The following is a 25263-nucleotide window of genomic DNA, read 5'->3' as shown; positions in this document are numbered from 1 at the left end:
GATGGAGTGTTGATTTCCCGTTAGAAATCAGTATTATACGCGCCATCCAACGGGTCGTTAGCTCAGTTGGTAGAGCAGTTGGCTTTTAACCAATTGGTCGTAGGTTCGAATCCTACACGACCCACCATACTCAGTACGTCAAAGCCCGCTACCGGCAACGGTCGCGGGCTTTTTCGTTTCTGCCGGGTGTCACGGATCCTTCGCATTTTGCATCGTGGCGCCAGGGTGCCGCCTGGCAGTGCAAGGCCTGCCTCATACATTCATTTGAATAGTCAAAAAAACGTCTTTTTTGTATCTCACGCATTTTTCTTATGGTTTTTAATCAAAATATTGACATTGGCACTTTGATCCTAGAGAGTACGCCCCCGTTGTCGCCTGGAAGCGGCATCGCACTGGAATAACGGATTGATGTCGATTCCATTCTGCCGTTTCCCCAGTCCCCGAGCGAAGACGTGCGCCCTGATGCGCCTGTCGGCGCATTCGTCTGCACGCCCGCTGTGGCTGCGATGCCACTCAACCTTTGCAAGGACTAGATCGTTGAGCCTTTCGTCTTACCGTTTGCAGTTCGCCGTTCTGAGTACTGTTCTGACTGCTCCGCTTTTCGCGTGCGCCACACCGGCCAGTGATGCCTTGCAAGCACTGGCTGCCCAGGATTGGGTGGCGCGCAGCGTCTCGCTCAAGGACCTCGGCATTACCAACCCGGTAGTGCTCGACCAGGCTGATAACCGCCAGGTGTTCTTCCTGCCAGTGCCCAAGGGCGTAGCGATCCGCGATGCGCATATCGCGCTCGAGGGCGAGTTCATCAAAGGTGAAGAGCAGCCGGCCACACTGCGCCTGGCGGTGGATGGCCTGTCTCGTGTGGCCGAACGCATCAATCAGGCGCGCGGCACGCTGTCCCGCACGTTGCCGGTAGACAGTGGCAAACACGCCAGTGGCTTCGTCAATTTTGCCCTGGACTGGAGCTCGCCGGTTTCTGAAGACTTCTGTGCGCCACCGCGCGCTACTGCCAATGTGTTGACGTTGTCGCCAGAAACACGGCTCGATTACCGCTATTCGATGTCGGCATTGGCCAGCCTGACCGATGCATGGGGCAGCCTGTCTGCCGAGCCGTCTATCCTGGTTGCCGCTGGCGCGCTTGAACGTGCCAGTTTCGACAGTGCCTGGCGCTTGGGTGTAGCCCTAGAGCGCAGTGCGCGCCGTGCCCAGGTGCGGGCGCTGCCCCAAGTGGGCGATAGCGTGCAGTTGGCAGGTGTTGAAGTGCCGGCCGCATTGACCACGGTGCCGGCGTTTGCCGCATTGGCCGGGCAGCAGCGCCACACGCTGGCCAACCCGGCGGAGCTGGGGGCATTGCTGATGCTCGATACGCCAGCGACGCGCGCTGAATTGGCCATTGCCGACAGCGCACTGATCGCTCAGCTCAACACAGCCCTGGATGCATTGGGCCATCAGTTGCAGGGTGACCCGGAGGCATTAGCCGCGCTGGGCCAGTGGCGCCAGCAACGGGCAAGCCTGGCGCTGGAGCCCGTACCCGGTCAGCAGTTGCAATTGCGTAGCCTTGGCCGTCAGGTGTTGGTGGCTATTGCGGCTGATGCGGGGGCCAAGGCGGCGGGTGTGCTCGATGCACACTGGCGTAACGTGCTGGTATCGCACCAGGCCGAGGTGAAGGCCGTAGGTGAGGCGCTGCGCAACGAGCACGGTCATCTGCGCCTGAGCAGCCTGGGTGGCAACTTCGGTACCTTCGATGTGGTCAGCCGCGGCGAGTGGACGGCCACATTCCCACTGAGTGCAGTATCGGTCAACGGCCTGATACCGGGCGAACTCAACCTGGATGTTGCTGCCGCACCCGGCGCCTCGAGCACCCGGCCGGTGGCATCGGTCATCTGGAACAATGTGTTGCTGAGCGCGGCGCAACTGGATGCCGACGGCCACCCTGAGCGGCTCAAGGCGCGTATTCCCGGCTACGCCCTGGGGGTGACCAATACCGTGCAAGTACGCTTCCAGCGCCAGCCGAGTTCACCCGATTGTGCCGAGGTACCGCAGGCCTATCCAGTCAACGTGCTACCTAGCAGCTACCTGATTTCGGCAGATGCCGAGCCTGATGGCACCTTCGTCGGCTTGCTGCCGCTGCTGGCCAACAAGCCACAAGTGTTTGTCGACAAGGCCGCGTTGCAGGCGCCGGTTGCAAGCCTGGGTAAGTTGATCCGTCTGGCCAGTGCCGCCGCGCTATCGCCGGTCAACGCCGAGCTGGTGTTGGCTACAGGCAAGGCTGATGCAGCCCCGTCGCGGCCTTTCCTGGCGCTGGATGTTCCGCTGACGGGGGCCCGGCCTTTGCTGGGTGTAGCCGAGTTGCAGCGCCTGCAGGCTCAGGGTAATCAGGCCCTTGCGCTTGACCTGCAAGGGCCGCAGGGCCTGGGCACAGTGTCGGTGGTCAGCGCCAATGGCCAGAGCGGCGTGCTATGGAACAGCCTGGGTAATCCCGACATGGTGCCGCAAGTGCCGTTCCTGCTGTCCCAGGGCAATGCCGTTGTAGTGGGCGAGCAGGGCCCGCTCACCTGGGTCGACACCACAGACCCTGAGCTTAACCTTGCAGGCACGCCGTTCCATCAGTGGCGCAAGCAACTGGTATGGGCGTTGCCGACGTTGTCTGGCGTGGTACTGCTGCTGTTGCTGCTGGGCGTGATTGCCCGCCGGCTGCGCTTGAAGAACAAAGGCAAGTAAGGCGCGGCGAGCATGTCTTCCCTCTATTGGCCATACCTGCTGGCGGACTACTACCGCGTGCTGGAAATCGTCACTGCCTGTGTTGGCGTGCTGATCCTGCTATCGAGCCTCGATGACCTGTTTATCGACCTTTGGTACTGGGTGCGTCAGGCGTATCGCAAGCTGCTCATCCGTCGTAAACGCTACCAGGCGCTGACGGTAGAGCAGTTGCGTGGCAAGCCTGAACAGCCGCTGGCGATCATGATCCCGGCGTGGCTGGAATACGACGTGATCGCTCCGATGCTGGAGAACATGGTCGGTTCACTGGACTACAAGAACTACTACATCTTCGTGGGGACTTACTGCAACGACCAGCGCACGATCGATGAGGTTGAACGCATGCGTCGGCGCTACAAGCAGCTGGTGCGGGTAGAGGTGCCTCACGAAGGCCCAACCTGCAAGGCCGACTGCCTGAACTGGATCATCCAGGCCATTTTTGCGCAGGACGCGCGCATGCCTGAGCCCTTTGCCGGGGTGATCCTGCACGACAGCGAAGACGTACTGCACCGCCTGGAGTTGCATTACTTCAACTATCTGTTGCCGCGCATCGACTTCATTCAGTTGCCGGTCACCTCGCTGGAACGTGACTGGTACGAACTGGTGGCGGGTACCTACATGGACGAATTTGCCGAATGGCACACCAAGGACCTGGTGGTGCGCGAGAGCATGTCGCGCATGGTGCCGTCAGCCGGCGTGGGCACCTGTTTTTCGCGCAGGGCGCTGCTGGAGCTTTCCGCCGAGACCAACAACCAGCCGTTCAACACCGACACCCTCACCGAGGACTACGACATCGGTGCGCGACTTGCGCGGCGCGGCATGAAGCAGATTTTCGGCAAGTTCCCGGTCGACTATGTGGCCCGGCGCAGCACCTGGTTCGGCATGGGCAAGGAAAAGATGGTGGCCGTGCATATGCCGTTGGGCGTGCGCGAGTACTTCCCGGATACCTTCCGCACCGCCTACCGGCAAAAAGCCCGCTGGACCCTGGGCATCGGCCTGCAAGGCTGGAGCCAGGTAGGCTGGGCAGGCTCGCTGGCAACCAAGTATCTGCTGTTTCGCGATCGCAAGGGTTTGATCACGTCGTTCATCGCCATCCTTGCCTATGTGTTGCTGGCCCAGCATCTGCTGTTCCTGGCTATCAGCGTCACCGGCCACTGGAGCCTGTTCTTCCCGTCGGCATTCGGCCCCAACAGCTGGCTGCTCGACCTGATGTGGGCCAACACCGTGGCATTGAGCCTGCGCATTCTGCAGCGTGCGTACTTTGTCGGGCGTCTGTACGGCTGGGAGCATGCCTTGCTGTCAGGGCCACGCATGATCATTGGCAACTTCATCAATGCCATGGCGGCGGCCCGGGCGTGGCGTCTGTACCTGGGCTACCTGTTCCTGGGCAAGCCGTTGGTCTGGGACAAGACCATGCATGACTTTCCGTCCGCCGACCAGTTGCAGCAGCAGCGGCTGCGCCTTGGCGAGTTGCTGGTGTCGTGGCGCGCCATTGATGAAGGCACGTTGGCCAAGGCACTGGACGCGCAGGCCGAGGCACACAAACCGTTGGGTGAAATCCTGCTCGACTACGGCTTCCTGGATGCCGAAACGCTCAACGAAGCGATCCTGTTCCAGCAAGAGAACGACGATGTCACCCCCGCTCCCGCAGCCGCTTCGGCGGTGAAGAAGAAACAGGTTGCCGCACTGTCATGATGCTCATTCGTCCCGCCACTTTGTTGATCGGCGTGGTGCTTGGCTGCGCCAGCCTGCCTGCCGCCCTGGCTGCCGAGGCACCCCTGCAAGGCGTAGCCTGGGAACAGGCTGACCTGGCCTACCGCAGTTACCAACAGGGGCGCTACCGTGATGCGCTTCAGCAGGTGGACACCGCGCTCAAGCTGCGCCCCGAAGTGGCCCGGCTGAACCTGCTCAAGGTCTACACCTTGCAGAAGCTGGGCCGGCGCAATGAAGCACGGCAGGCTGCGCAAGGTGCGCTCAAGCGTGGCGTGCGCGACCCGGGCCTGCTGGCGGCAGTGAGTAACCTGCAAGGTCAGTCGACTGCCAGTGGCCCTGCGCCCACGGCGGCCTATCAGCGCGGCTTTCCACTGGCGACCAAGGCCTATGCGGCCTACAACGCCGGCGACATGGCAAGCGCCGAGCGCGATGCCGAACGCGCGTTCCGCACCGACCCAAGCCAAGGGGCTTGGGCGTTGCTCTGGCTCGATAGCCTGGAGGCTCGGCAGCGTTGGCCCGAGGCGGTTGCGGCGGCAGCGACTGCGATCAGCCTTGGCGCGCCCAACGCTGCCGATCTCGAAGCGCGCCGGCAAACCCTGAACCGCCGTATGGCCGTACGCCCTGCAGAGCAGGCCTATCAGGCGCTGATAGGTAATCGGCCGGGTGATGCCGTGCCGCTGGCCCGAGAGGCAGTGCACCTGGCGCCTGATATTGCCAGCCATCGTCTGTTATTGGTCACCGTTCTGCTGCTCGATAATCAGCCAGGCGCTGCGGAACAGGCGGCCAGCGAAGCGATCGAGGTCGACGACGAAAGCACGGTGATGATCGTGATGCGCGGCTATCTGCGTCAGTTGCAGGGTAATGCGCCGGCGGCGGATGCCGACTTCGACAGTGCGCTGTCACAGGACTGGCTGGATGAAGAGCAGCTGCGCAATGTGCGCCTGATCGCCACCGATGCCGCGCTTGCGGGGGGTGACAAGGCCCGAGCAGCCACGTTGTTGGCACCGCTGGATGCGCAGGATGAAGCCGTTGCCCGACGCCATGAGGCGCTGTCCGCCCTGCGTGAGCCGGCGGGTGCATTGAGCCTGGCCAATTACCCGGCGCCACGCCAGTCGTGCCAGGACACCCCCTACGGCACCCAGTGCGAACTGCTGCCGGCCGACGGCGGTGGCGCGGCGGGGCCGGCTGGCGAGGCCTATGCCGCCTACGCCAGGCAGGATTACCAGACGGCCATTCGCCAGGCGCGCCGTGCCACAGAGCAGGAGCCGGACAACCTGGCGTTCCAGCGCCTGTTGACCACCGCTCTGGCCGCGGGCAACGAGCAGCAGGCTGCTGAAGCCGAACAGCGCCTGAGCGATGCCATTGCCAACACGCCCACCGATGGCGACCTGCTGATGCAGCGTGGTTACCTGCGCATGCGCACTGCCCAGCCAGCGCGCGCCCGTGAAGACTTCCGCGCCGCCCGCGACAGCGGCAAGGCGCCGAAAACCGCCATCCTCGACGAGGCCTATGCCCTCTCGGCAATGGGGGACAAACCGGCGGCGGTGCAGCAGCTCAAGCACGCCATCGACATGGACGACTACGGCACCCTCGACCTCGACGCCGAGCAGCGGCACAACACCCGCAGTGCCATCAGCGGTTTCGATCGTGAATGGGGCGCTACCGTCACCACGAGCTACCGTGGTGCCAGGCCGACCACCACCATTGCCAACGCCGGGCAGAGTTCGGCGGGGGATTCGGTGTTCAGCACCGCAGAACTGTACTGGCGGCCGAGCCAGTTCAATGACCAGCGTGGTGTGTTGGAGGTGTACGGGCGCCTGAGCAATACCCTCTGGGATGAGGGAGGGCGCTTCAAGTCGCAGGGCGCGATCGATCCTTGCAGCAAAGCGTCCGTGGACGATGACGGTGTCAGTGATTCGCAGTCTGTCAGTGGTTTCCCCAGCACGATCGGGTCGTTGGGTGTGCGTTACATGCTCGCTGATACGGGCTTCACCTTTGGCCTGGAACGTCGCTTTCTGCTGGGTTCGGCAACCCGCGAAGGGACTGCAAACCCGGCAAAGAACAGCGTGCGTTGCGAGATCCAGGAAGCCATCGCGACAGAAAACCAGAACCGTGCACCGACCGAGCGTATCAACGGTGCGCTGATGGCATACAAGCTCAAAGACAGTGCCGGCGGCTGGTTGGCCTATGCGACTTACGGCTTCTACCGGGGCACGGAGCTGCGCATGGAGCGCAGTTGGTGGACGGTGGATGCCTATTCGCAGCTGGGTTATTCGCTGGAAGACAATGCCGCCACCTTCAGCCTGTATGACGTCGATAGCGAAGGCTCGCGTACGGACAAGCTGGCAGAGGCCTCGGGCCGCCTCAAACGCCAGCAATTGTTCCTCAGCAATGAAATTCGCCTTGGTCGCAGCTTCCGGTTACCCGGGCTGTCGTCGAACCTGGTTGTTTTTCCGCACGTTGTGGGCGCTGCCGACGTGATTTGGCAAAAGGATGAAGCCAGGCAACTGAAGGGAAAAAGTGGCCTGTTCGCCGATCAGCTTGATGGCGGCAGCTACTCCCTGACCCGTGATCAGGGCACCTGGTCGATGGGCGTGGGGCCAGGCGTGGCCCTGCGTTACTACTTCCGTGAAGACCATTACCACGCGCCACGCTCCTACCTCGACTGGACAGCCCAGTACCGCTTCGCCATCGGCGGCGGTGCCCGCGAGCGGGCCGAAGGGCTGTTCATGAACCTGACCCTGTCGTATTGAGGACCCTGCACATGTCTTCTCTGTTCAACCGTTCCATCAAACACCTCGCCACCGGCCTGTTGCTGGCCGGCCTGGCATTGCCCGCTGCTTACGCCGACGATTCGTCGATCGTGCTGCGCGGTAACGACGGCTGGCTGTTCCCGGGTTGGGGCAGCCTTACCGAAGTCGACAGCCGTGGCATCGAAGCCTCTACCGCGCTGATCAAGGAAGCCCGGCAGGCCCTGGCCGCGCGTGGCGTTCAACTGCATGTGCTGGTGCTGCCTGACAAGACCCGCTTCTACCAGGACAAGCTGCCAGCCGGCAAAGCGCTGAGTACACCAGTGCAGCAACGTTACCAGACCATTCTTGCCAGCCTGCACAAGGCTGGCATCAGTGCTGTCGACGATGAAGCCGTGCTGCGCCAGGTCAAAGACAGTGGCCAGGAGGTGTTCTACCGCACCGACCAGCACTGGACCCAGGCAGCTGCGGATGCCACGGCACAGGCCACTGCTGCGCAGGTTCGCCAGGATACGCCGGCGCTGAAGGGGAATGCCGGCAGTGGCATGGCGCTGGGCAGCGAATTCAAGGAACGCCGTTACGGCGACCTGGCCGAACGCTTCCTTACCCCCGAGCAACGCAAGCAGACTGGCCGCGAAACCTTTACCGTGCGCCGCCAGGCCGCCACTGGCGGCCTGCTGGATGACGCCCCGGCGCCGCTGCATGTGACTGGCCACAGCATGGTGCAGCCGTACTTCGGCTTCCCGCAGAAGCTGTCCAACAGCATCGACCGCCCGGTATCGGTGAACTGGAAACCGGGCAATGTCGGCCAATGGATCATGTTGCTGGAGTACCTGGAGTCTGCCGACTTCAAGCGCAACCAGCCGCAGGTGCTGGTGTGGCAGATGTTCGAGCCTACCTACGCGCAGGGCCCCCAGGCCAGCGGCCTGTGGGACAACGCGTCGATCATGAGCGCTGACAGTTGGCGCCAACGCCTGCGCGCTGCCACCGGACAATGACCCATGGCTGAACAGGCTTCCACCGTGACCAAGTCGCACCGTGGCTACACCGCTGCGGTCGTCACCCTGCTGCTTGTTGCCCAGGCCTGCGGCCTGTGGATGCTGTTCAACAGCGAGCTCGATGCCGCGCAACTGCGCCCGCAGGCCTGGCTTGACGGCAGTGCCGGCAAGGCGTTGGGCGATGCGCTGCAACCGCAACTGCAACAGGATGCCGACACCCTCAGCGCTGCCGTACGCTATCGGCTGCTGGGTGACCTTGGCGACCAGGTGGTGCAGGGCTGCCCCGGCTGGTTGTTCTACCGCGACGGGTTACGCGCTCAGCCAGGGGTGAACGGGGCCTATGAAGCACGCCTGCAATTGATGCGGCACTGGTTTGCGCAGTTGCGGGGGCAGGGCTTGCAGGTGTTGCTGGTGGCTGTGCCGGATAAATCGCGTGTCGAAACCCAGGCCCTCTGTGGCCTTCGCCAGGCACCCTCGTTGCAGGCACGGCTGGGGCATTGGCAAGCCGCCCTGGCCGGTCTGGGTGTGCCTTATGTCGACCTCGCCCACGCGTTGGCCGCAGGCCCACACGCCGCGCCGAGGTTCTTCCGTACGGATGTGCACCTCAATGCCCACGGTGCTCAATTGGCCGCCGATGCGGTGGCCGCAGGGGCCTTGCCGCTGCTGGCCGGCAAGCGCGACCAGTTGTTTGCCGGCAGCCCACCTGGCCCCGCGCAGCCGCGCATGGGCGACCTGATTGTGCTCGCCGGCCTGGAGCATGCGGCCACGGCCTGGCGCCCGGCGCTGGAACGTGAGCGCCCCGAGCACATTCAGGTGCAGCGCAGCGGTGGCCTGCTCGACGAGACGCCGCCAGTAGAAGTGCTACTGGCCGGCAGCTCCAACGGCAGGCGCAGTGCCTTTGCCGAACGCCTGGGACGCAACCTTGGGCAGCAGGTGTGGAACCAGAGCCTGGACGGTGGCCAGTTCAGTGGTGCGTTGCTGGCTGCGCTGGCCCGCCGTGAACGTTGGCCAGGTAGCCTGAAGCTGGTGATCTGGGAGTTTTCCGAAAGCGCCCTGTCGTTGCCCTTGACTGCCGATGAACGAACCGCGCTGGCAGCGCTCGCCGAAGGACAGGCCGCCCATGCTCTTTAACTCGTATCTGTTCTTGTTGCTGTTTTTGCCACTGACGCTGGCGGCGCACTACCTGATCGCGGCGCGCAGCTTGCGTGGTGCGGCGCTGTGGCTGTGCGTGACGTCGATTGTCTTCTACGGCTGGTGGAACCCGCAGTTCGTGCTGCTGCTGATCGGATCGATCGCCTTCAACTACCTGGTCAGCCTGGCCATTCTTGGCTGTGCAGGAAGGTCACGTCTGCAATTGCTGGTGACCACGCTGGGTGTTGCTGCCGACCTGGCGCTGCTGTTCCATTACAAGTATTTCGTCACGCTGGTGAACTTCGCCCAGGACTGGGGGCTTGCCGGCACTCGCATGGACGACATCATCCTGCCGTTGGGCATTTCGTTCTTCACCTTTACCCAGATCGGCTACCTGCTCGACTGCCGTGCCGGTATCGTCAAGGAACGCAGCCTGCTCAGCTATGTGCTGTTCGTGACCTTTTTCCCGCACCTGATTGCCGGGCCGATCCTGCACCACAAGGAAATGATGCCGCAGTTCGCCCAGCCGGATAACTACCGTTTCCGTGCCGAGAACCTCAGCGTCGGCAGCATGCTGTTCGTCATTGGCCTGGCCAAGAAAGTGTTGTTGGCCGACCCGATTGCACCCTATGCCGACGCCGGTTTTGCCGAGCCAGGTACGCTTGGCTTGTGGGCCGCGTGGGGGACCGGCATCGCCTACGCGCTGCAGCTGTATTTTGACTTTTCCGGTTATTCGGATATGGCCCTGGGCCTGGCCAAGATGTTCGGCATTCGCTTCCCGTTGAATTTCAACTCGCCTTACAAGGCCAGCAACATCATCGACTTCTGGGCCCGCTGGCACATGACCCTGACCCGTTACCTGACGGCCTACCTGTATTACCCGGTGGCCATGGCTGTGTCGGAGTGGCGTGGCAAGCGTGGCCTGCCAGTGGGGACTCAAGGGGCGGCGACCGCTGGCGGCTTTGCAGCGGCAATCATCCTGCCGACCACCTTCACCATGGGCCTGGCTGGCATCTGGCACGGGGCGGGCCTGCAGTTCCTGATCTTCGGGCTGCTGCATGCCGCCTACCTGTCGATCAACCACGCCTGGCGCATCTTTGTGGTCGGCCGCGCGCCCAAGGGCAAGCAGCACCCGCTGAAAGTGGCGGCCTGTGTATTGCTGACCTTCGCGGCGGTGATTGTCGCCCAGGCATTTTTCCGCGCCGAATCAACGCACGATGCTGTGCTGCTGGTCGAGGGCATGTTCGGCTTGCGTGGCCTGGGCAGCCTGCCCGACATCCTGTACCCGGCCGGTATCGCCTGGGGCGACGCCTGGCGGCTGCTGGTCGGCCGCCACCTGGAGGCGCTGCATGTACTGGCGGTGCTGGCCGTGGCCTGGTGCCTGCCCAATTCGCAACAGATCATGGGCGGCTTCTCGCCATCCCTGGCCCGCGCGCAACTCGACGGCCCGGCGGCCTTGCGCTGGGCACCCAGCCTGAAATGGCTGGTGATCATGTTGCTGCTGCTAGCGCTGTGCCTGATGAACCTGCACAAGGAAGCGCGCTTCCTGTACTTCCAATTCTGACCGGAGTGAACGACATGAATGATATGACCCTCAAGCAACAACTGGCCGACATCATCGAGAACGTGATCGGTACTGCCGTGGCGCACGACGACCTGCTGATCGAGTCTGGCCTGGTCGACTCGATGACTGCCGTGGACATCGTCATGGCGGTGAAGACCCACTTTGGTTGCAAGGTACCGGCGACTGAAATCGATGAGCACCTGGAGTCGGTCGATACCCTGGCCCTGTTCGTTCAGAACAACCGCTGAGCCTGCCTGGGCACACAAGGAGGAGGGCGCCTGATGCACTTCGATTTCGACCACTGTGTGTTTGCCGACTGCAGTCAGGGCACCGACGCCCCAGCCTTGCGTGACGCCCGTCGGGTACTGGACTGGGCGGGGCTGCAGGCCGCTGTCGAAGCCTGGGTAGTGCGTGCCGGTGAGGCTGGCATCAGCCCGGGTACGGCGCTGGTGCTCAGCGGCCACAAGCAGATCGAGTTCGTGGTGGCCATGCTCGGCTGCCTGCGCATGGGCGTTACCTATGTGCCGCTGGACAGCATCAACCCGCCCCAGCGCTTGCAGCGCATTATCGAGCTAGTCGGCGCCGGGCACTGCTACGATGCGCAGGCCGACCAGTTTCTGGCTGGGCTTGCGGTGGCCACGCCGCTGCCGGAAGAGGGCCTGGCCTACATCATGTTCACCTCGGGCAGCACTGGTGACCCCAAGGGCGTGCAGATCGGCCGTGACAGCCTGGCGCTGTTCGCGGGCTGGATCCGCGATTGCCTGGCCTTGGGCGCAAAGCCGACGTTCATGAACCAGATGCTGTTCAGTTTCGACTTTTCGTTGTTCGACCTGTGTGGTGCGCTGGCGCTGGGTGGCCAGTGTGTGTTGTGCCCGCGCGACGTGATTGGCGACCCCGACGGCTTTATTGGCTACCTGGCCGACAGCCAGGTGCAGGTGTGGGCGTCGACCCCGTCATTCGTGCGTCAGCAACTGCTCAACGACCGTTTCGACAGCCAGCATCTGCCGGCCTTGCAGGTGTTCGTGTTTGGCGCCGAGTCGCTGACACCGACCTTGGCCAACGCGTTGTGGCAGCGTTTCCCTGGCGCCCGCATCATCAATTCCTATGGCCCCACCGAAGCGACGTGCTCCACCACCTGGATCGAGATCGTGCCGCCGCTTGAACCAGGTGCCCAGCCGCTGTCGATAGGCCGGGCCAAGCCCTACGCCGAAGTGTTCCTCGAAGACGGCGAGCTGTGCATTGCCGGTGACCATGTGATGCGTGGTTATCTGAACCGCCCGGACCTGACCCAGGCGGTGCTGTTCCGGCACAATGGCAAGCGTGCCTATCGCAGCGGTGACCTGGCTGAAATCGATGCGCGGGGCAAGGTGTACTTCCATGGCCGGCGTGATGACCAGATCAAGTTGCATGGCTACCGTATCGAGTTGGGCGAGGTGGATGCCGGCCTGGCCAGGCTGCCAGGTGTGAATGCTGCCGCTACGGTTGCCTTGCGCCGCCCCGACGGCACCCTGATGCGCATGGTCGGCTTTATCGAGCTGGCCGACCAATTGCCGGCGTCTACCCTGGGCCCGCTGCCGTCAGTGCTGGCTGACTGGAAGCAGCGGCTGGCCAGTTTCCTGCCTGGCTATATGATCCCTTCCGAACTGCTGGCCTGTGGTCGCTTCCCGACAACGTTGAGCGACAAAGTCGACCGCAAGCACCTGGCTGCGCTGTACCAGCAGGCCCGTGTGAAACGCTCCAAGGAGACTGTATGAAAGCCCGTATTTTGCTGCTTGCCACGTTGCTGGCGGGTGGTGCATTGCCGTGCGCGGCCCAGGCCGAGGGCAAACTGGCCCAGCTTTATGCGCCGCGCCCGCCAGCCGGCTCAGCGTTCGTGCGGGTGTTGCAGCCTGCCGACAACGCAATCGACGTGCAGGTTGGGCAGAACCCGTCCCAGCAGGTGGGGGCGGGCAAGTTGGCCAGCGGCTACAACGTGGTCAAAGGGGGAGAGCCCTTTACCGTGCGCATGGCGGGTAAAGCAGTTGGCACCTTGACCGTGGCCGCCGACACCTACCAAAGCCTGGTGCTGCACCAAGGCACGTTGCTGGTGCTGGACGATGGTGCCGCCAGCGAGGATGCCTTGAAGGCCGAGTTACGTTTCTACAACCTGGCCGGCAATTGCCCTGCCGGCCAGTTGCAGGTCCAGGGTGGCCCCACCCTGTTCACCGAGGTGGCTGCACGTTCCAGCAAGGCACGGGCGATAAACCCGGTCAGTGCGAGCCTGACTGCAGGTTGCGGCGCAACCCAGGCCAAGGCACTGGCGTTGCCGCCACTGCAGCCAGGCGATCACTACGCGCTGTTTCTCACGGGCGATGCCAGCCAGCCGGTACTGCGCGGCGAGCTCGGCAGCACCGCGCCCTTCACCCGGTAAGCGACCATGCGCACATTCTTACGTGATGACCACCTGCTGTTTCGTGACCAGGTTCGGCGTTTTATCGACGCGCGAATCCAGCCGTTCTATGCCGACTGGGAGCGTGATGGCCTGACCCCGGCAGCCTTGTGGCGCGAGGCTGGTGAGCAGGGCCTGTTGTGTTGCGCGCTGCCACCCCCGTATGGCCCAGGCGGAGACTTTGGCCATGCCTTGGTCGTGATCGAGGCGTTGGCGCGGGCCAACTGCCTGGGGATCGGGTTTTCGATCCATTCCGACATGGTTGCGCCTTACCTGTACAACCTTGGCACACCGGCACAGAAGGACCGTTGGCTGCCGGCCATGGCGGCGGGCGAGCTGATCGGTGCCATTGCCATGACCGAGCCCGGTGCAGGCAGCGACCTCAAAGCGGTACGTTGCCGAGCTCGGCGCGAGGGTGACCACTTTGTGCTCAGCGGCCAGAAGACCTTCATCACCAACGGCGTCAATGCAGGGCTGGTCATCGTGGTGGCCAGCACCGAACCCGATCTGGGCGCTCGTGGGCTGTCACTGTTCTGCGTCGAAGCCGGCTTGCCAGGCTTCAGCAAGGGGCCGGCCATGAGCAAGATCGGCCAGCATGCACAGGACACCTGCGAACTGTTCTTTGACGAATTGCGTGTGCCAGCCGACTGCCTGCTGGGTGAAGAAAATGCCGCGTTCGAGTACATGAGCCGCGAATTGGCGCGTGAGCGCCTGGCCATTGCCTTGCGCGCTGCCGCCCATGCTGAAGGCATGCTCGAACAGACACTGGCGTACACCCGCGCACGCAAGGTGTTTGGCAAGCGCGTCAGCGATCACCAGCACAACCGCTTCATCCTGGCCGATGCCCACGCGCGGCTGACCATGTTGCGGGTATTCCTCGATGATTGTGCCCGTCAGTTGATCGAAGGCAGCCTGGACCCGGTGCTGGCAGCGATGGCCAAGCTCAATGCCAGCGAGCTTCAAGGCGAGGTGCTTGACCAGTTGCTGCAACTGCACGGTGGCTACGGTTACAGCAGCGAATACGGAATAGGCCGCGCTTGGGCCGATGCCAGGGCGCTGCGGATTTTCGGCGGCACCAGCGAGATCATGCGCGAGATCATTGGCCGCAGCCTGCCTTGAGTGGCCCGTCAGGGGCTAGCCGCGTAGCCAGTCCTGATGCAGGCGGCGGGCCTGCGGCTCGTCGCCCAGTGCCCACGGGTCGAGGGCGAATGCCACCACGTGCTCGGCGCCCGTGGTGCGTGCCCACTCCAGTTGGCGACGCACCCGGGTGTAGTCGGCCGAGCGTGCCTTGAAGTCGCTGCCGTCGTTCTTTTCCGAGGGCAGCTGTTCAAACAACTCCACCACCACATCGAACGGCACCTGCCGGCGGCGCAGCTCCAGCAGTAGCGGCTCGATGGCCTGCAGGTTGGCCCAACCGGCTACGCCGACGCCGTCCTGCACCACCGGGCGCAGCGCGGTGCTGTCGAGCAGCGTGCGCCACAGCTGTACCAGCGAGCCTTGGCTCGGCAGCACGCTGTAGTAGGTGGAAATGGCTGGCACCTGATCACTGTGCTGGCGGGTCAGGTTCGACATGTCGCCCAGCCAGAGCGCCAGACGTTGCTGGCTCTCGGCGCTGGCCCAGTGGTACTGCTCCAGCTCGTAGGGGATGTACCAGCCGGCAAAAGCTCGATGCTGCGGCCATGGGGCACTGGCCAGGTAATGCCGGGCGTCGGCCAGGGACTTGGCGAAGAACTGGCCTTGCCCTTGCGCATCTGCCGACAGCGCCTGCCACCAGGCGTTGTCGTAGGGCAGGCCGACCTGCACCTGCATGCCTTGGTCATGTGCGATATCGAACACGGTGCGCAGCGTGTCCTCGGGCATCATCCACGGTGAGTCGCCGCCGATCAGGCCGACCCACTGCAGCGTCACGCTTTGGCAACCCATGTCAGCCATGGCCGCCAGGCGCTGGCGCCATTGCCCCGGGGTCAGGTCGTTGTGGCTTTGCCACAGTTGCAGGAAGCTGCCCTGCAAACCGGTGCTGCGGCTGCAGCCTGGCAGGCTGGCCACGATGGGCGCGGTGGCCAGCAGGCAGAGCAGGCTGCGGCGGCTGAGGGTGAAGGTGGAAATGGCGAACATCCTTATAGGCAGCATTTGAAGCGCAAGGCCACAGACTACCTGAATTGCGCCCAGCTTACTCAGCCCACTCCGGATCCCCGGTGAACACCACCGTCAGCCAGCGGTCCGGCCCTTCGCCACCGACGGCATCACCAATCTCGTTGCGCCATGCGTCCCATTCATCGATGGTCTTCGCCGCCATGGCCTTTGGCACGATGAAGTACAGCTCGATCTCCCGCGAGCGCCCGACCTTGGCCACATAGGCGCGGTATGACTGCAGCCCGTGGCGGGCAACGAAGGCCTTGGCCACCTCATCCACATGCAGCTTGAGGTCGCCGGGGGTGACCAGAAATATTTCTGACAGTGCCTGACGCACCACCGACATCGGCAACGGCACGATTACCAGGCACACCAGCGCCAGTACGGCCGGGTCGATGTACGGTGATACCCACTCCAGCGACGTGCCCTGCACCGCGTAACCAAAGCAGAACGCAATCAGCAGCGCGGCGGTGATGCTGGCCGACATCACCCAGCCCTTGACGTCCATGCGCACGAAGTCTGATTTCAGCTTGCGGTTGGCGCGGGCTTCGACCACGGCGATGGTCACGCAGGTGATCACGGTCAGCACCGCATAGATCATGGCAATGCCGAATTCGAGGTGACGGCCGCCTTGCAGCAGGCTGCTGACGGCGTTGATCAGTGCGTAGATGGCCACGCCGCTGAGCAGAATGCCGTTCAGAGCCAGCACCATGGGTTCCAGGTGCCAGAAACCCATGGTGAAGCGTTCGCGCAGCTTGCGCGACATCTGCACGCTGGTGGTGTGCGAAGTGATCAGTTTGACCACCACAAGCGACAGGCCACTCATGCTGGCGTCGACCAGCGAATAGACGCCGTCGAAGACGATGGAGTAGGAGCCGGAGGCCACGCCGAAGGCGATACCGATGCTGGCGATGAACAGGGTGACGGCAATCGAGGTGCGTAACAGGCCCTGTTCGCTGGTGATGTCGAAAAAGGTGGATCGGGTTGCGGTTTGCATGAATTGTGCTCAGTAAAAACGATAATGCTGTGGAGTCTGTGGTTGCCTCTTCGCGGGCTTGCCCGCTCCCACAGGTCCGCTGCTGACTTCAAGGTCTGTGCAAATCCTGTGGGAGCGGGCGAGCCCGCGAAGAAGGCGCATTGGCCCTCACAGACTAGACGCGGAATTGCTCCATCAGCGCCTGTTGTTGATTGGCCAACCGGTTCAGCGCCTGGCTGATGCGTGCCGATTCGTCGGCCTGGCCCGCCAGCGACTCGGTCACATCCCGAATACCGGCTACGTTGCGGTTCACTTCCTCAGCCACGGCGCTCTGTTCTTCCGCGGCCGAGGCAATCTGCAGGTTCATGTCGCTGATTACGGTCACCGCCTCGCCAATGCGCTGCAGTGCCGGCAGTGCCTGTTCCATGCGCGCTGCGCTGTCCTGTGCCTGGCGCTGGCCGTCGTGCATGGCGCCCACGACATCCTGGGTGCCTTGCTGCAAGCCTTCGATGACCTGGCGAATCTCCTCCACCGACACCTGCGTGCGCTGGGCCAGCCCGCGTACTTCATCGGCGACCACGGCAAAACCGCGCCCGGCCTCGCCAGCACGGGCCGCTTCGATGGCGGCATTCAGCGCCAGCAGGTTGGTCTGCTCGGCGATGGTGCGGATCACTTCCAGCACCGAGCCGATCTGCCCGCTGCGGTCTTCCAGGGCACGCGCCTCGTCCATGGCGGTGTCCATGCCGGCAGCCAGGCGGTCGATGCCCTGGCGGGTGCTGTCGATCAGCTGCAGGCCTTCGCGGCTGGCCTGGTCGGCGGCGCGCGCGGCCTGAGCCGCCTGCGAGGCGTTGTGGGCGACATCCAGGGCGGTGGCGCTCATCTCGTTGGCAGCCGTGGCCACCTGCTCGATTTCCCGGTGCTGCTGTTGCATGCCGTTGCTGGTCTGGCTGGCGATGGCGGCTGACTGGTCGGCGGTGCTGCGGGCTTCCTGCAACGAGCCTTTGACCTGGGCGATGATCGGCTGCAGCTTGTCGAGGAAGCGATTGAACCACCCCGTGAGCTGGCCCAGTTCGTCGTCGCGGGCGTATTCCAGGCGGCGGGTCAGGTCGCCTTCGCCGCTGGCGATGTCTTTCAGGCGCGCAGCCACGGCCAGGATGGGCCGGGTAACGCCGCGTGCGGTCAGCCATACCAGCAGCAAACCCACCACCGCCGCGCCAAGGCCGATCAGCAGGCTGGTGAGGTTGGCGCTCTGGTTGTGTGCGTCCAGGCGTTGATTGAGGGCCACGGCGGGTGCCTGCAGCACGCTTTCTGGCAACTCCAGCAAAACCTGCCACGGCGCGGCGTCAGGGATTGGCGTGAAGGGGTGGGCCACGCGCAGCAGGCCGTCGGCTACCGCCTTGTCCATGGGCTGGCCGAGCGCGCTGTCGTCGCGGCTGTTGCCTGCCAGCAGGCCGGCAGCGCTGGCGATACTCACCTGGCCCTGGCCATCGAACAGTTCGCGGCGGCCATCCACGCTCAGTTGCTGGAGGTTGGCAAGGCCAATGTCCAGGCCTACCACGCCGATCACCTTGCCGTGCTCCAGCAGCGGCAGGGCGATGCTGGTCATCAGCACCTGGCGGCCGTTGACGTCGTCCAGATACGGCTCGAGCATGCACGTTTTGGCGGTGTCCTGCGGGCAGGTCAGCCAGCGGTTCTTCGCCGCGCCGTTGCTGCCGATGCTGGCATCGCCGAGCATCGATTCCGGCATGGCCTCACGTTCCAGTGCGCCGGGGCTGGGCTGTGACCAGTACAGCGAGAAGCGCCCGCTGTCGTTGCTGCCTGCGGCATCCTGGCCGACGAACTGGCTGTCCTGCTGGTCCAGCGCGTTGGGCTGGAACACGAGGTACAGGCCTATCACGTCCGGGTTGCCGGCCAGGCTGGCACGCGCCTGGCGGGTCAGCTCGGCGCGCAGGTCGCTGCCGCCACGGGCCTTCAGGACTTGTACCAGGCGGGCAAAGCCATTGCCGTACTGGTAAGCGTCCATGAAGTAGCGCTGGATACGCAGGGCCTGGGTTTCGGCGTGGGCCTGCAGGCGCTGGCGGGCGCTGCTGTCGAGCATGGCGGTGTTGGCCTGGTTGACCAGCGCGGCACTGCGTTGTGCCTGGGTCAGCGAAGTGGCCACCAGCAAGGCGACGATGGCCAGCAGGCACAAGCCGGCGAGCAGGGTGATCTTCCATTGGATGGAGAGGCGACGCAGCGGCATGAGGGCTTTCCTTTTCGAGCAAGTACAACGCCCGCGGTCAGGCGCGGGCGTTGTTGGCAGCGTGGGTCATTCGGCGACGTAGTTGGGCGGTGCCGACCGGAAGGCTTTGGTCAGCCAGCCCAGGTAGATCAGCCCGAGCGCAGCCCAGATGCCGCCAAACATCAGCGAGTGCGCATTCAGGTCCAGCCACAGCGAGACGATGATGCAGAAGCCGACGGTAGGCAGTACCAGGTACTTCAGCTGGTTGGCCAGGCCTTTGCGGTTGCCTTCGCGCAGGTAGCAGTGGTTGATCACCGACAGGTTGACGAAGCTGAACGCGACCAGGGCGCCGAAGTTGATGATCGAGGTGGCGGTCACCAGGTCGAAGAAGATTGCCGACAGCGAAATCAGCCCCACTACCGCAATGTTCAGCACGGGTGTCTTGTAGCGTGAATGCAGGCGGGCGAAGACGCTGGCCGGGATCACGTTGTCGCGGCCCATCACGTACAGCAGGCGCGACACGCTGGTTTGCGAGGCCAGGCCAGAGGCGATGGTGTTGATCACGGTGCAGGCGATGAAAATCGACTGGAACAGTTTGCCACCCACGTACAGGGCGATTTCCGGCAGGGCCGCTTCATGGTCGTGGAAGCGCGCCATGGTCGGGAAATAAGCCTGGATGAAGTACGACACGGTGATGAACACCACGCCGCCGATCAGCGCAGTGAGGAAAATGGCACGAGGGATGGTCTTGCTCGGGTCGCGGGTTTCCTCGGACAGGCAGGTAACCGCGTCAAACCCCAGGAACGAGAAGCACAGGATGGTCGCGCCAGCGGCCAAGGCGCTGAACTGGGTCTGGCTGTCGCCGAAGGGAACCAGGCTCCAGGCGGTACCCAGCCCTTCACCTTGGTCCAGGCCGCGCACGCACAGGTAGATGAACACCGCGATGATCGCTACCTGCACGCCCACGAACAACAGGTTGAAGTGTGCCACCAGGTTCACGCTGCGCATGTTGATCAGGCTGATCAGGGTGACGAAGCCGGCCACCCACATCCACTCTGGTACTTCCGGGAACATGGCCGAGAGGTAAAGCTTGGCCAGCAACGCGTTGACCATCGGCAGCAGCAGGTAATCCAGCAGCGACGACCAGCCGACCAGGAAGCCTACATGCGGGTTGATGGCGCGTTGGGTGTAGGTGTAGGCCGAGCCCGACTGCGGGAAGCGCTTTACCAGGGTGCCGTAGCTCACGGCGGTGAACAGGATGCCGGCCAGCGCCAGGATGTAGGCGCTGGGTACGTGGCCGGCGGTAATCCCGCTGACGATGCCGAAGGTGTCGAACACGGTCATCGGCGTCAGGTAGGCCAGGCCGATGATGATCACATGCCAGAGACGCAGGGTTTTGCGAAGTTGGCCGTTGCCGGTAGCGCTGTGGTCATGCTGCATGCTGGCATGGCTCCTGCTGCTGGGCGTAAACGACGGGCACGGTGTATTGCGCATGCGGCAAGGGCGAGCGGGTGGGCTCCATGTTGTTCACCTTTTATGTTGGAGCAGCGGAAGGCGCGGGGGGACGCGCAAAGTGGTGAAAATAAAAAACGATGGGTAGGTGGGTGTCAAGTTAAACATGACAAGATGTTACTGAATTGAAACATTTATCGATTTAAAGGCTGTTTTGTTCGGTTTTTGCGCGGTTTTTTGCGGTTTTGATCAATTTGAATGTTCGTAAAAATTAACGATATGGCGTCGTCCTTGGGCTGGGTGTCAGACGCTTCCCAAAAATGCCATTTCTCGATCCGCACCCGCCTGTGTCACCTGTTGCAGTGGTAATCTTCGCTGCGTGGCCTTTGGTCGCCCAACAAGCCCTTACGGACAGCATTCGGTTCTATTCATGAAGAAATCAGTTGGCATCCTTTCCGGCCTGGCTATCGCCATTGCCGTCGCAACCACCGCTGGCGCCTGGTACACCGGCAAGCAGCTGCCGGCCGAGCTGGACAATGCCCTTGCCCGCAGTAACGCCGAGCTGAAGAAAGCCCTGGTGACCACCGGTGGCAGCATGAGCATCGAGCGGGTGTCGCTGGAGCAGCATTTCTTCAGCAGTACCGCCCAGTACCGCCTGAAAGCACGTGACATCAACGTGGGTGACGGCGAGGTGTTGAGTTTCGACGTGGGCGTGACCGACCAGATCGAGCACGGCCCGTTCCCCTGGTCGCGGGTCAAGGCGTTCAAGCTGATGCCGGTGCTGGCGGTCAGCAACAGTAGTTTGCAAAAGGACGAAGCCACCGCACCGTGGTTTGCCGCAGCGGGTGAGCAGGCGCCGGTCAGTGCCCAAACCAGCCTTGGCTACGGCGGTAATGTGGTCAGCCAGGTGCGGCTGGCGCCGGTCAAGCTCGACGAAGCGGACGGCAACAGCCTCGACTTCTCGGGCATGCAGCTGGAGGTCAGTGGCGACAAGGAAGGCAAGGCATCCAGATTCCACGGCCAGGCCGACCGCTTTGTGATGAAACTGGTGCATGACGACCAGCCGCCTGCCACGTTCGAGCTCAAAGGCCTGAAGCTTGGCGGTAACCTGGCAGCCACCGCGCACGACGCCATCTATGTCGGTAATGCCGACCTGGCACTGGCTGAAACCAAGGTCACCCTCGGGCCCAAACAGCAGGTACTGCTGATCAAGGGCTTTGAGCAAAATGCCCTGCAAACCCTTGATGGCCCGGATACCGTGGGCGGTCGCGTGGAGTACAAGGTTGGCGACATCACCTGGGATGGCCGTGCAGTGGGTAAGGCACAGATGGCGGTGAGCATTACCTCGGTCAACGCACCGGCGCTGCAGGCATTGTCGAAGTGGTACCAGGCGCATCTGGCGGAGTTCGAGGCCGCGGCAGCCGCCGGCCAGCCGGTGCCGCAAATCCAGATGGACGACGCCGAGAAGGCCCGTTTCCAGGGTGACTTGCAGAAGCTGCTCGCCGCCAGGCCCAAGGTGGCGATTGAAAACCTGTCGTTCAAGACCGCCAACGGCGAGAGCCGCTTCAACCTGTCGATGGACTTTGCCGCCCCGTCCAGCTTCGACCTGCCGCCGGACCAGCTGAGCAAGCAGATGATCACCGAGGTGAAGAGCAAGCTGTCGTTGTCCAAGCCGATGATGGGTGACCTGGCGACCTTGCAGGCGCTGCTGGAGGGTCAGACTGACGCTCAGGCGATTGCCATGCAGTCCAGCCAGGCGGGGGAGATGGTTGGCATGATGGCGCTGCAGAGTGGCATGGCGACTGTCGAAGGTAATGATGTGGTGAGCAGCCTGCACTATGCCGATGGCATGGTTGACTTCAACGGCAGGAAAATGACCGTGGAAGAGTTCGCCATGCTGATGGCGGCGCACCTGGCAGCGTTGTCGCCGCAGGGTTGATTGGTTCTGCCTGTGCTGGCCTTGTCGTCGGCACAGGCAATACAAAAACCACTTTAGAAATCGCTGGATTGTCTGTAGCCTTCGGCCTCCGATAATAATCCGTGCCCGCAGAGGGCCGTGGCGGGCAGTATGCCGTCCGGCACCCTTAGCCGATCTGCCAGGGCCGGGTGATACACTCGATTTGACGCGCACGCGCGCCTGCAGGTCCAGCGATCATGACCCAGATTTCCGAACGCCTGTTGGTTCAGGCCCACCTCGACGCCAAGCAGCCCAACCCGCTGACAGCCGAGCAGGAGGCCGAATACCGTGCGGCCATCGCTGCCGAGCTCAAGGCCCAGAACGCAGTGCTGGTTGCCCACTATTACTGCGACCCGGTTATCCAGGCGCTGGCTGAAGAAACCGGCGGCTGCGTGTCCGACTCGCTGGAAATGGCCCGCTTCGGCAAGAACCATCCGGCCGAGACCGTGATCGTGGCTGGCGTGCGTTTCATGGGCGAAACGGCAAAAATCCTCACCCCGGAAAAGCGCGTGCTGATGCCGACCCTGGAGGCGACCTGCTCGCTCGACCTTGGTTGCCCGGTCGAAGAGTTCTCGGCCTTCTGCGACCAGCACCCTGAACGCACCGTGGTGGTTTACGCCAACACGTCCGCTGCCGTAAAGGCCCGTGCCGACTGGGTCGTGACCTCAAGCTGCGCGCTGGAAATTGTCGAAAGCCTGATGGATAACGGCGAGACCATCATCTGGGGGCCGGACCAGCATCTGGGCCGTTATATCCAGAAGCAGACCGGTGCCGACATGCTGCTGTGGGACGGTGCCTGCATCGTTCACGAAGAATTCAAATCGCGTCAGCTGGCCGACATGAAGGCGCTGTACCCGGACGCCGCGATCCTGGTGCACCCTGAGTCGCCGGAAGCGGTGATCGAACTGGCCGACGCAGTGGGTTCTACCAGCCAGCTGATCAAGGCAGCGCAGACCCTGCCGAACAAGACCTTCATCGTCGCCACCGATCGCGGCATCTTCTACAAGATGCAGCAGCTGTGCCCGGACAAGGAATTCGTCGAAGCGCCTACAGCCGGCAATGGCGCGGCCTGCCGCAGCTGCGCGCACTGCCCGTGGATGGCGATGAATACCCTGGAGCGCGTGCTGCACTGCTTGCGTAATGGCGGTGACGAGATTTTTGTCGACCCGGCGCTGGTGCCCAAGGCGATCAAGCCGCTGAACCGCATGCTGGACTTTACCCAGGCGGCGCGCCTGAAACTGTCCGGTAACGCTTAAGATTTCTGGGGCCGCTTTGCGGCCCAATCGCGACGCAAGGCCGCTCCCACAATGGTCGGCGTACGCAGGACCCTGTGGGAGCGGCCTTGCGTCGCGATTGGGGCGCAAAGCGCCCCCAGAATATCAGCGCCCCATCATTTCCCGAACCATGCGCTGCTGCTCCATGATCTCGCGTTGGCGCTGGTCAATCTGCGAAGCCAGCGGGAAGTTGCTGCCCGACCGGCGCTTGGCGTAGTCCAGTTGCTGGATCGCCTGGTCAAAGTCCCCCACCAGGGTGAAATACTCGGCCCGTGCGCGGTGCAGGCCAATGGTATTGCCCGACAAGCCCCGCACTTCAGCCATGTCGTACCACACGTCCGGGTCATCCGGCCGGCTCTTGACCAGTTCGTTCAGCACCTTCTCCGCTTCGGCAGGCTTGTTCTGCTTCACCAGCAAATCGGCGCGGACCTGTTTCAGCGGGTAGTTGCCCGGGTACAGCCCCTGCATCCGCTCGGCCCGCTGCTGGGCGTCGGCCAGGCGGTTGTTGGTGATGTCCAGGTCGATTTGCGCCAGGTTGTAGGTGATGTCGTTGGGTGCCTTGGCCAGTAGCGGCTTGAGCATTTCACGTGCTTCGTTCAGTTGCCCGCCTTTGATCTGAGCCAAGGCCAGGCCGTAACGCGCGGCGTCCAGTTTCGGGTCTTCGTCCAGCTGGGCACGGAAGCGCTTGGCCGCAAGCCCCGGTGTACCTTCGTAGGTCAGCGCCACCCGGGCGCGAATCAGCTGGTAGCGCATGCTGTCTTCAATGCCGCCCTTGGGCGCCTGGTCGGCCCGGTTGCGGGTATCGGCGATACGGGATTCGGTCACCGGGTGGGTCAGCAGGAATTCAGGCGGCTTGGCGTCATAGCGGTACTGGCGTGCCAGGCGCTCGAACATGGTCGGCATGTTGCGCGGGTCGTAGCCGGCCTTTTCCAGGTTCTGGATACCGATACGGTCGGCTTCCTGTTCGTTCTGGCGCGAGAAGCGGCGCTGTTCCTGGATCGCCGCCGCCTGGGTACCGGCAATCATGCCGATGCCCGCATCGCCGGCGCCACCGGCGGCCAGCACGATACCGGCCAGCAACGCCGCCATCATCGGCAGCTGCATGCGCTGCTGCGCCTCGACGCCTCGGGCGAAGTGGCGCTGCGACAAGTGCGCCAGTTCGTGCGCCAGTACCGAGGCGTACTCGCCTTCGGTCTGGGCGTTGAGGAACAGCCCGCCGTTGACCCCGACAATGCCACCCGGGGCGGCAAAGGCGTTCAGCTCGCGGCTGTCGATCAGGATGAATTCCAGGCGTCGGTCCTGCAGCTGGCTGGTTTCGGCCAGTTTGTACACGCTGGTTTCGACATAGTCCTTGAGCTGTGGGTCGTTCAGCTGATTGACCTGGCCACGCAGCAGGCTCAGCCAGGCGCGGCCCAGCTGGTGCTCCTGTTGCGGCGAAACGATCGCGGAACTGGCGTCACCCAGTGATGGCAGGTCGTCAGCATGGCCGGGAAGGGCCATCAGGCAGGCCAGCGTCAGCAGGGTAGGGCGCAGTAGATTCATGCATGAAGCTCGCGTCGGTCAAAGATACCTACTGTAGCGGGCTCACACGTTGGCGACCAGTGGCGCTATCCTAGCCGACCCTGTCAGCAAGCAGTCTGGCAACGCCTTTGGAGACCCTGCGATGAGTGACACCCTGACCTGCGATGCCGAACTGGACGCCAGCGGGCTGAATTGCCCTTTGCCGCTGCTCAAAGCCAAGATGGAGCTCAACCGCCTTGCCAGTGGCGCGGTACTCAAGGTGATCGCCACGGATGCCGGGTCGCAGCGTGACTTCCGCACTTTCGCCCAGTTGGCCGGTCATACCCTGCTGCGGGAAACGGCCGAGGCCGGCACCTACACTTACTGGCTGCGCAAGGCCTGAGTCTTTACC

The 25263-nt window shown here is 63.3% G+C and carries 17 protein-coding genes, 1 tRNA gene and 2 pseudogenes; 14 read left to right on the top strand and 6 right to left on the bottom strand.

Going from position 1 to position 25263, the window contains the following annotated elements; all coding sequences use genetic code 11:
• The first annotated feature begins 51 nt into the window (after positions 1–51).
• The 11 genes and pseudogenes from A0O30_RS02610 (at position 52) to A0O30_RS02560 (ending at position 14457) form a co-directional block, all read left to right on the top strand.
• A tRNA-Lys gene (locus A0O30_RS02610) sits at positions 52–127 on the top strand.
• A 410-nt stretch (positions 128–537) separates the two neighbouring features.
• A complete protein-coding gene (locus tag A0O30_RS02605; protein WP_105945486.1) occupies positions 538–2718 on the top strand; it encodes a hypothetical protein in 2181 nt (726 codons plus the stop codon).
• Between the two features lie 12 nt (positions 2719–2730).
• Positions 2731–4377, top strand: a pseudogene (locus A0O30_RS02600) (glycosyl transferase family protein); the annotation flags it as partial.
• A gap of 68 nt (positions 4378–4445) precedes the next feature.
• Complete coding sequence (locus A0O30_RS02595) at positions 4446–7220, top strand: hypothetical protein (protein WP_218274913.1); 2775 nt, start codon at positions 4446–4448, stop codon at positions 7218–7220.
• A gap of 11 nt (positions 7221–7231) precedes the next feature.
• The gene (locus A0O30_RS02590; RefSeq protein ID WP_105945484.1) at positions 7232–8215 is read left to right on the top strand and encodes a twin-arginine translocation pathway signal; all 984 of its coding nucleotides are present in this window, start codon (positions 7232–7234) and stop codon (positions 8213–8215) included.
• Between the two features lie 3 nt (positions 8216–8218).
• A complete protein-coding gene (locus A0O30_RS02585; protein WP_105945483.1) occupies positions 8219–9346 on the top strand; it encodes a cell division protein FtsQ in 1128 nt (375 codons plus the stop codon).
• Entirely contained in the window at positions 9336–10910 is a 1575-nt protein-coding gene (locus A0O30_RS02580; protein WP_105945482.1) for an MBOAT family protein, read from the top strand. The genes A0O30_RS02585 and A0O30_RS02580 overlap by 11 nt, the downstream gene beginning before the upstream one ends.
• Positions 10911–10924: 14 nt before the next feature.
• Positions 10925–11158 carry an acyl carrier protein gene (locus A0O30_RS02575; protein ID WP_105945481.1) on the top strand — a complete coding sequence of 78 codons (234 nt, stop codon included), beginning with the start codon at positions 10925–10927 and terminating at the stop codon, positions 11156–11158.
• A gap of 33 nt (positions 11159–11191) precedes the next feature.
• Entirely contained in the window at positions 11192–12664 is a 1473-nt protein-coding gene (locus tag A0O30_RS02570; RefSeq protein WP_105945480.1) for an AMP-binding protein, read from the top strand.
• Positions 12661–13320: an alginate O-acetyltransferase AlgF gene (locus A0O30_RS02565; RefSeq protein WP_105945479.1), complete on the top strand. Its 660-nt coding sequence runs from the start codon at positions 12661–12663 to the stop codon at positions 13318–13320. The genes A0O30_RS02570 and A0O30_RS02565 overlap by 4 nt, the downstream gene beginning before the upstream one ends.
• Positions 13321–13326: 6 nt before the next feature.
• Positions 13327–14457 carry an acyl-CoA dehydrogenase family protein gene (locus A0O30_RS02560; RefSeq protein ID WP_105945478.1) on the top strand — a complete coding sequence of 377 codons (1131 nt, stop codon included), beginning with the start codon at positions 13327–13329 and terminating at the stop codon, positions 14455–14457.
• 15 nt (positions 14458–14472) lie between these two features.
• On the opposite strand, the gene A0O30_RS02555 is transcribed toward A0O30_RS02560, so the two are convergent.
• The 5 genes and pseudogenes from A0O30_RS02555 to A0O30_RS02535 form a co-directional block, all read right to left on the bottom strand.
• Entirely contained in the window at positions 14473–15453 is a 981-nt protein-coding gene (locus tag A0O30_RS02555) for a DUF4434 domain-containing protein (protein ID WP_105945477.1), read from the bottom strand.
• A 55-nt stretch (positions 15454–15508) separates the two neighbouring features.
• Positions 15509–16468 carry a cation diffusion facilitator family transporter gene (locus tag A0O30_RS02550; protein ID WP_060498628.1) on the bottom strand — a complete coding sequence of 320 codons (960 nt, stop codon included), beginning with the start codon at positions 16466–16468 and terminating at the stop codon, positions 15509–15511.
• Positions 16469–16622: 154 nt separating this feature from the next.
• On the bottom strand, positions 16623–17378 hold the full coding sequence (locus tag A0O30_RS28140; RefSeq protein ID WP_371920889.1) for a methyl-accepting chemotaxis protein: 756 nt from the start codon (positions 17376–17378) through the stop codon (positions 16623–16625).
• A gap of 102 nt (positions 17379–17480) precedes the next feature.
• A pseudogene (locus tag A0O30_RS28135) lies at positions 17481–18470 on the bottom strand (HAMP domain-containing protein); the annotation flags it as partial.
• Positions 18471–18755: 285 nt separating this feature from the next.
• Positions 18756–20108: an APC family permease gene (locus A0O30_RS02535; RefSeq protein WP_105945474.1), complete on the bottom strand. Its 1353-nt coding sequence runs from the start codon at positions 20106–20108 to the stop codon at positions 18756–18758.
• Between the two features lie 442 nt (positions 20109–20550).
• Here A0O30_RS02535 and A0O30_RS02530 point away from each other — a divergent pair, with 442 nt between their 5' ends.
• Positions 20551–22059: a YdgA family protein gene (locus A0O30_RS02530; RefSeq protein ID WP_105945473.1), complete on the top strand. Its 1509-nt coding sequence runs from the start codon at positions 20551–20553 to the stop codon at positions 22057–22059.
• A 215-nt stretch (positions 22060–22274) separates the two neighbouring features.
• Positions 22275–23333 (top strand): quinolinate synthase NadA, encoded by a 1059-nt coding sequence (gene nadA, locus A0O30_RS02525; protein ID WP_016711984.1) that lies wholly within the window; start codon positions 22275–22277, stop codon positions 23331–23333.
• 123 nt (positions 23334–23456) lie between these two features.
• Here nadA and A0O30_RS02520 read toward each other — a convergent pair whose 3' ends face one another.
• Entirely contained in the window at positions 23457–24893 is a 1437-nt protein-coding gene (locus A0O30_RS02520) for a M48 family metalloprotease (RefSeq protein WP_016711983.1), read from the bottom strand.
• Between the two features lie 121 nt (positions 24894–25014).
• Between A0O30_RS02520 and A0O30_RS02515 the strand changes: the two genes are divergently transcribed.
• Complete coding sequence (locus tag A0O30_RS02515) at positions 25015–25254, top strand: sulfurtransferase TusA family protein (RefSeq protein ID WP_008097503.1); 240 nt, start codon at positions 25015–25017, stop codon at positions 25252–25254.
• Positions 25255–25263 lie beyond the last annotated feature (9 nt).

The organism is Pseudomonas sp. LLC-1 (assembly GCF_002992185.1).
GTDB classification, from domain to species: Bacteria; Pseudomonadota; Gammaproteobacteria; order Pseudomonadales; family Pseudomonadaceae; genus Aquipseudomonas; species Aquipseudomonas monteilii.
Note: the sequence above shows the minus strand (reverse complement) of the source record. Positions and strands in the feature narration are given on the sequence as shown.

What these genes read in the sequence shown, in the direction of transcription:
- A0O30_RS02595 (WP_218274913.1), top strand. Translation starts at nt 4,446, where the DNA reads ATGATGCTCATTCGTCCCGCCACTTTGTTGATCGGCGTGGTGCTTGGC.
- A0O30_RS02590 (WP_105945484.1), top strand. Translation starts at nt 7,232, where the DNA reads ATGTCTTCTCTGTTCAACCGTTCCATCAAACACCTCGCCACCGGCCTG.
- A0O30_RS02585 (WP_105945483.1), top strand. Translation starts at nt 8,219, where the DNA reads ATGGCTGAACAGGCTTCCACCGTGACCAAGTCGCACCGTGGCTACACC.
- A0O30_RS02580 (WP_105945482.1), top strand. Translation starts at nt 9,336, where the DNA reads ATGCTCTTTAACTCGTATCTGTTCTTGTTGCTGTTTTTGCCACTGACG.
- A0O30_RS02575 (WP_105945481.1), top strand. Translation starts at nt 10,925, where the DNA reads ATGAATGATATGACCCTCAAGCAACAACTGGCCGACATCATCGAGAAC.
- A0O30_RS02570 (WP_105945480.1), top strand. Translation starts at nt 11,192, where the DNA reads ATGCACTTCGATTTCGACCACTGTGTGTTTGCCGACTGCAGTCAGGGC.
- A0O30_RS02565 (WP_105945479.1), top strand. Translation starts at nt 12,661, where the DNA reads ATGAAAGCCCGTATTTTGCTGCTTGCCACGTTGCTGGCGGGTGGTGCA.
- A0O30_RS02560 (WP_105945478.1), top strand. Translation starts at nt 13,327, where the DNA reads ATGCGCACATTCTTACGTGATGACCACCTGCTGTTTCGTGACCAGGTT.
- A0O30_RS02555 (WP_105945477.1), bottom strand. Translation starts at nt 15,453, where the DNA reads ATGTTCGCCATTTCCACCTTCACCCTCAGCCGCCGCAGCCTGCTCTGC.
- A0O30_RS02550 (WP_060498628.1), bottom strand. Translation starts at nt 16,468, where the DNA reads ATGCAAACCGCAACCCGATCCACCTTTTTCGACATCACCAGCGAACAG.
- A0O30_RS28140 (WP_371920889.1), bottom strand. Translation starts at nt 17,378, where the DNA reads ATGCAACAGCAGCACCGGGAAATCGAGCAGGTGGCCACGGCTGCCAAC.
- A0O30_RS02535 (WP_105945474.1), bottom strand. Translation starts at nt 20,108, where the DNA reads ATGCAGCATGACCACAGCGCTACCGGCAACGGCCAACTTCGCAAAACC.
- A0O30_RS02530 (WP_105945473.1), top strand. Translation starts at nt 20,551, where the DNA reads ATGAAGAAATCAGTTGGCATCCTTTCCGGCCTGGCTATCGCCATTGCC.
- nadA (WP_016711984.1), top strand. Translation starts at nt 22,275, where the DNA reads ATGACCCAGATTTCCGAACGCCTGTTGGTTCAGGCCCACCTCGACGCC.
- A0O30_RS02520 (WP_016711983.1), bottom strand. Translation starts at nt 24,893, where the DNA reads ATGAATCTACTGCGCCCTACCCTGCTGACGCTGGCCTGCCTGATGGCC.
- A0O30_RS02515 (WP_008097503.1), top strand. Translation starts at nt 25,015, where the DNA reads ATGAGTGACACCCTGACCTGCGATGCCGAACTGGACGCCAGCGGGCTG.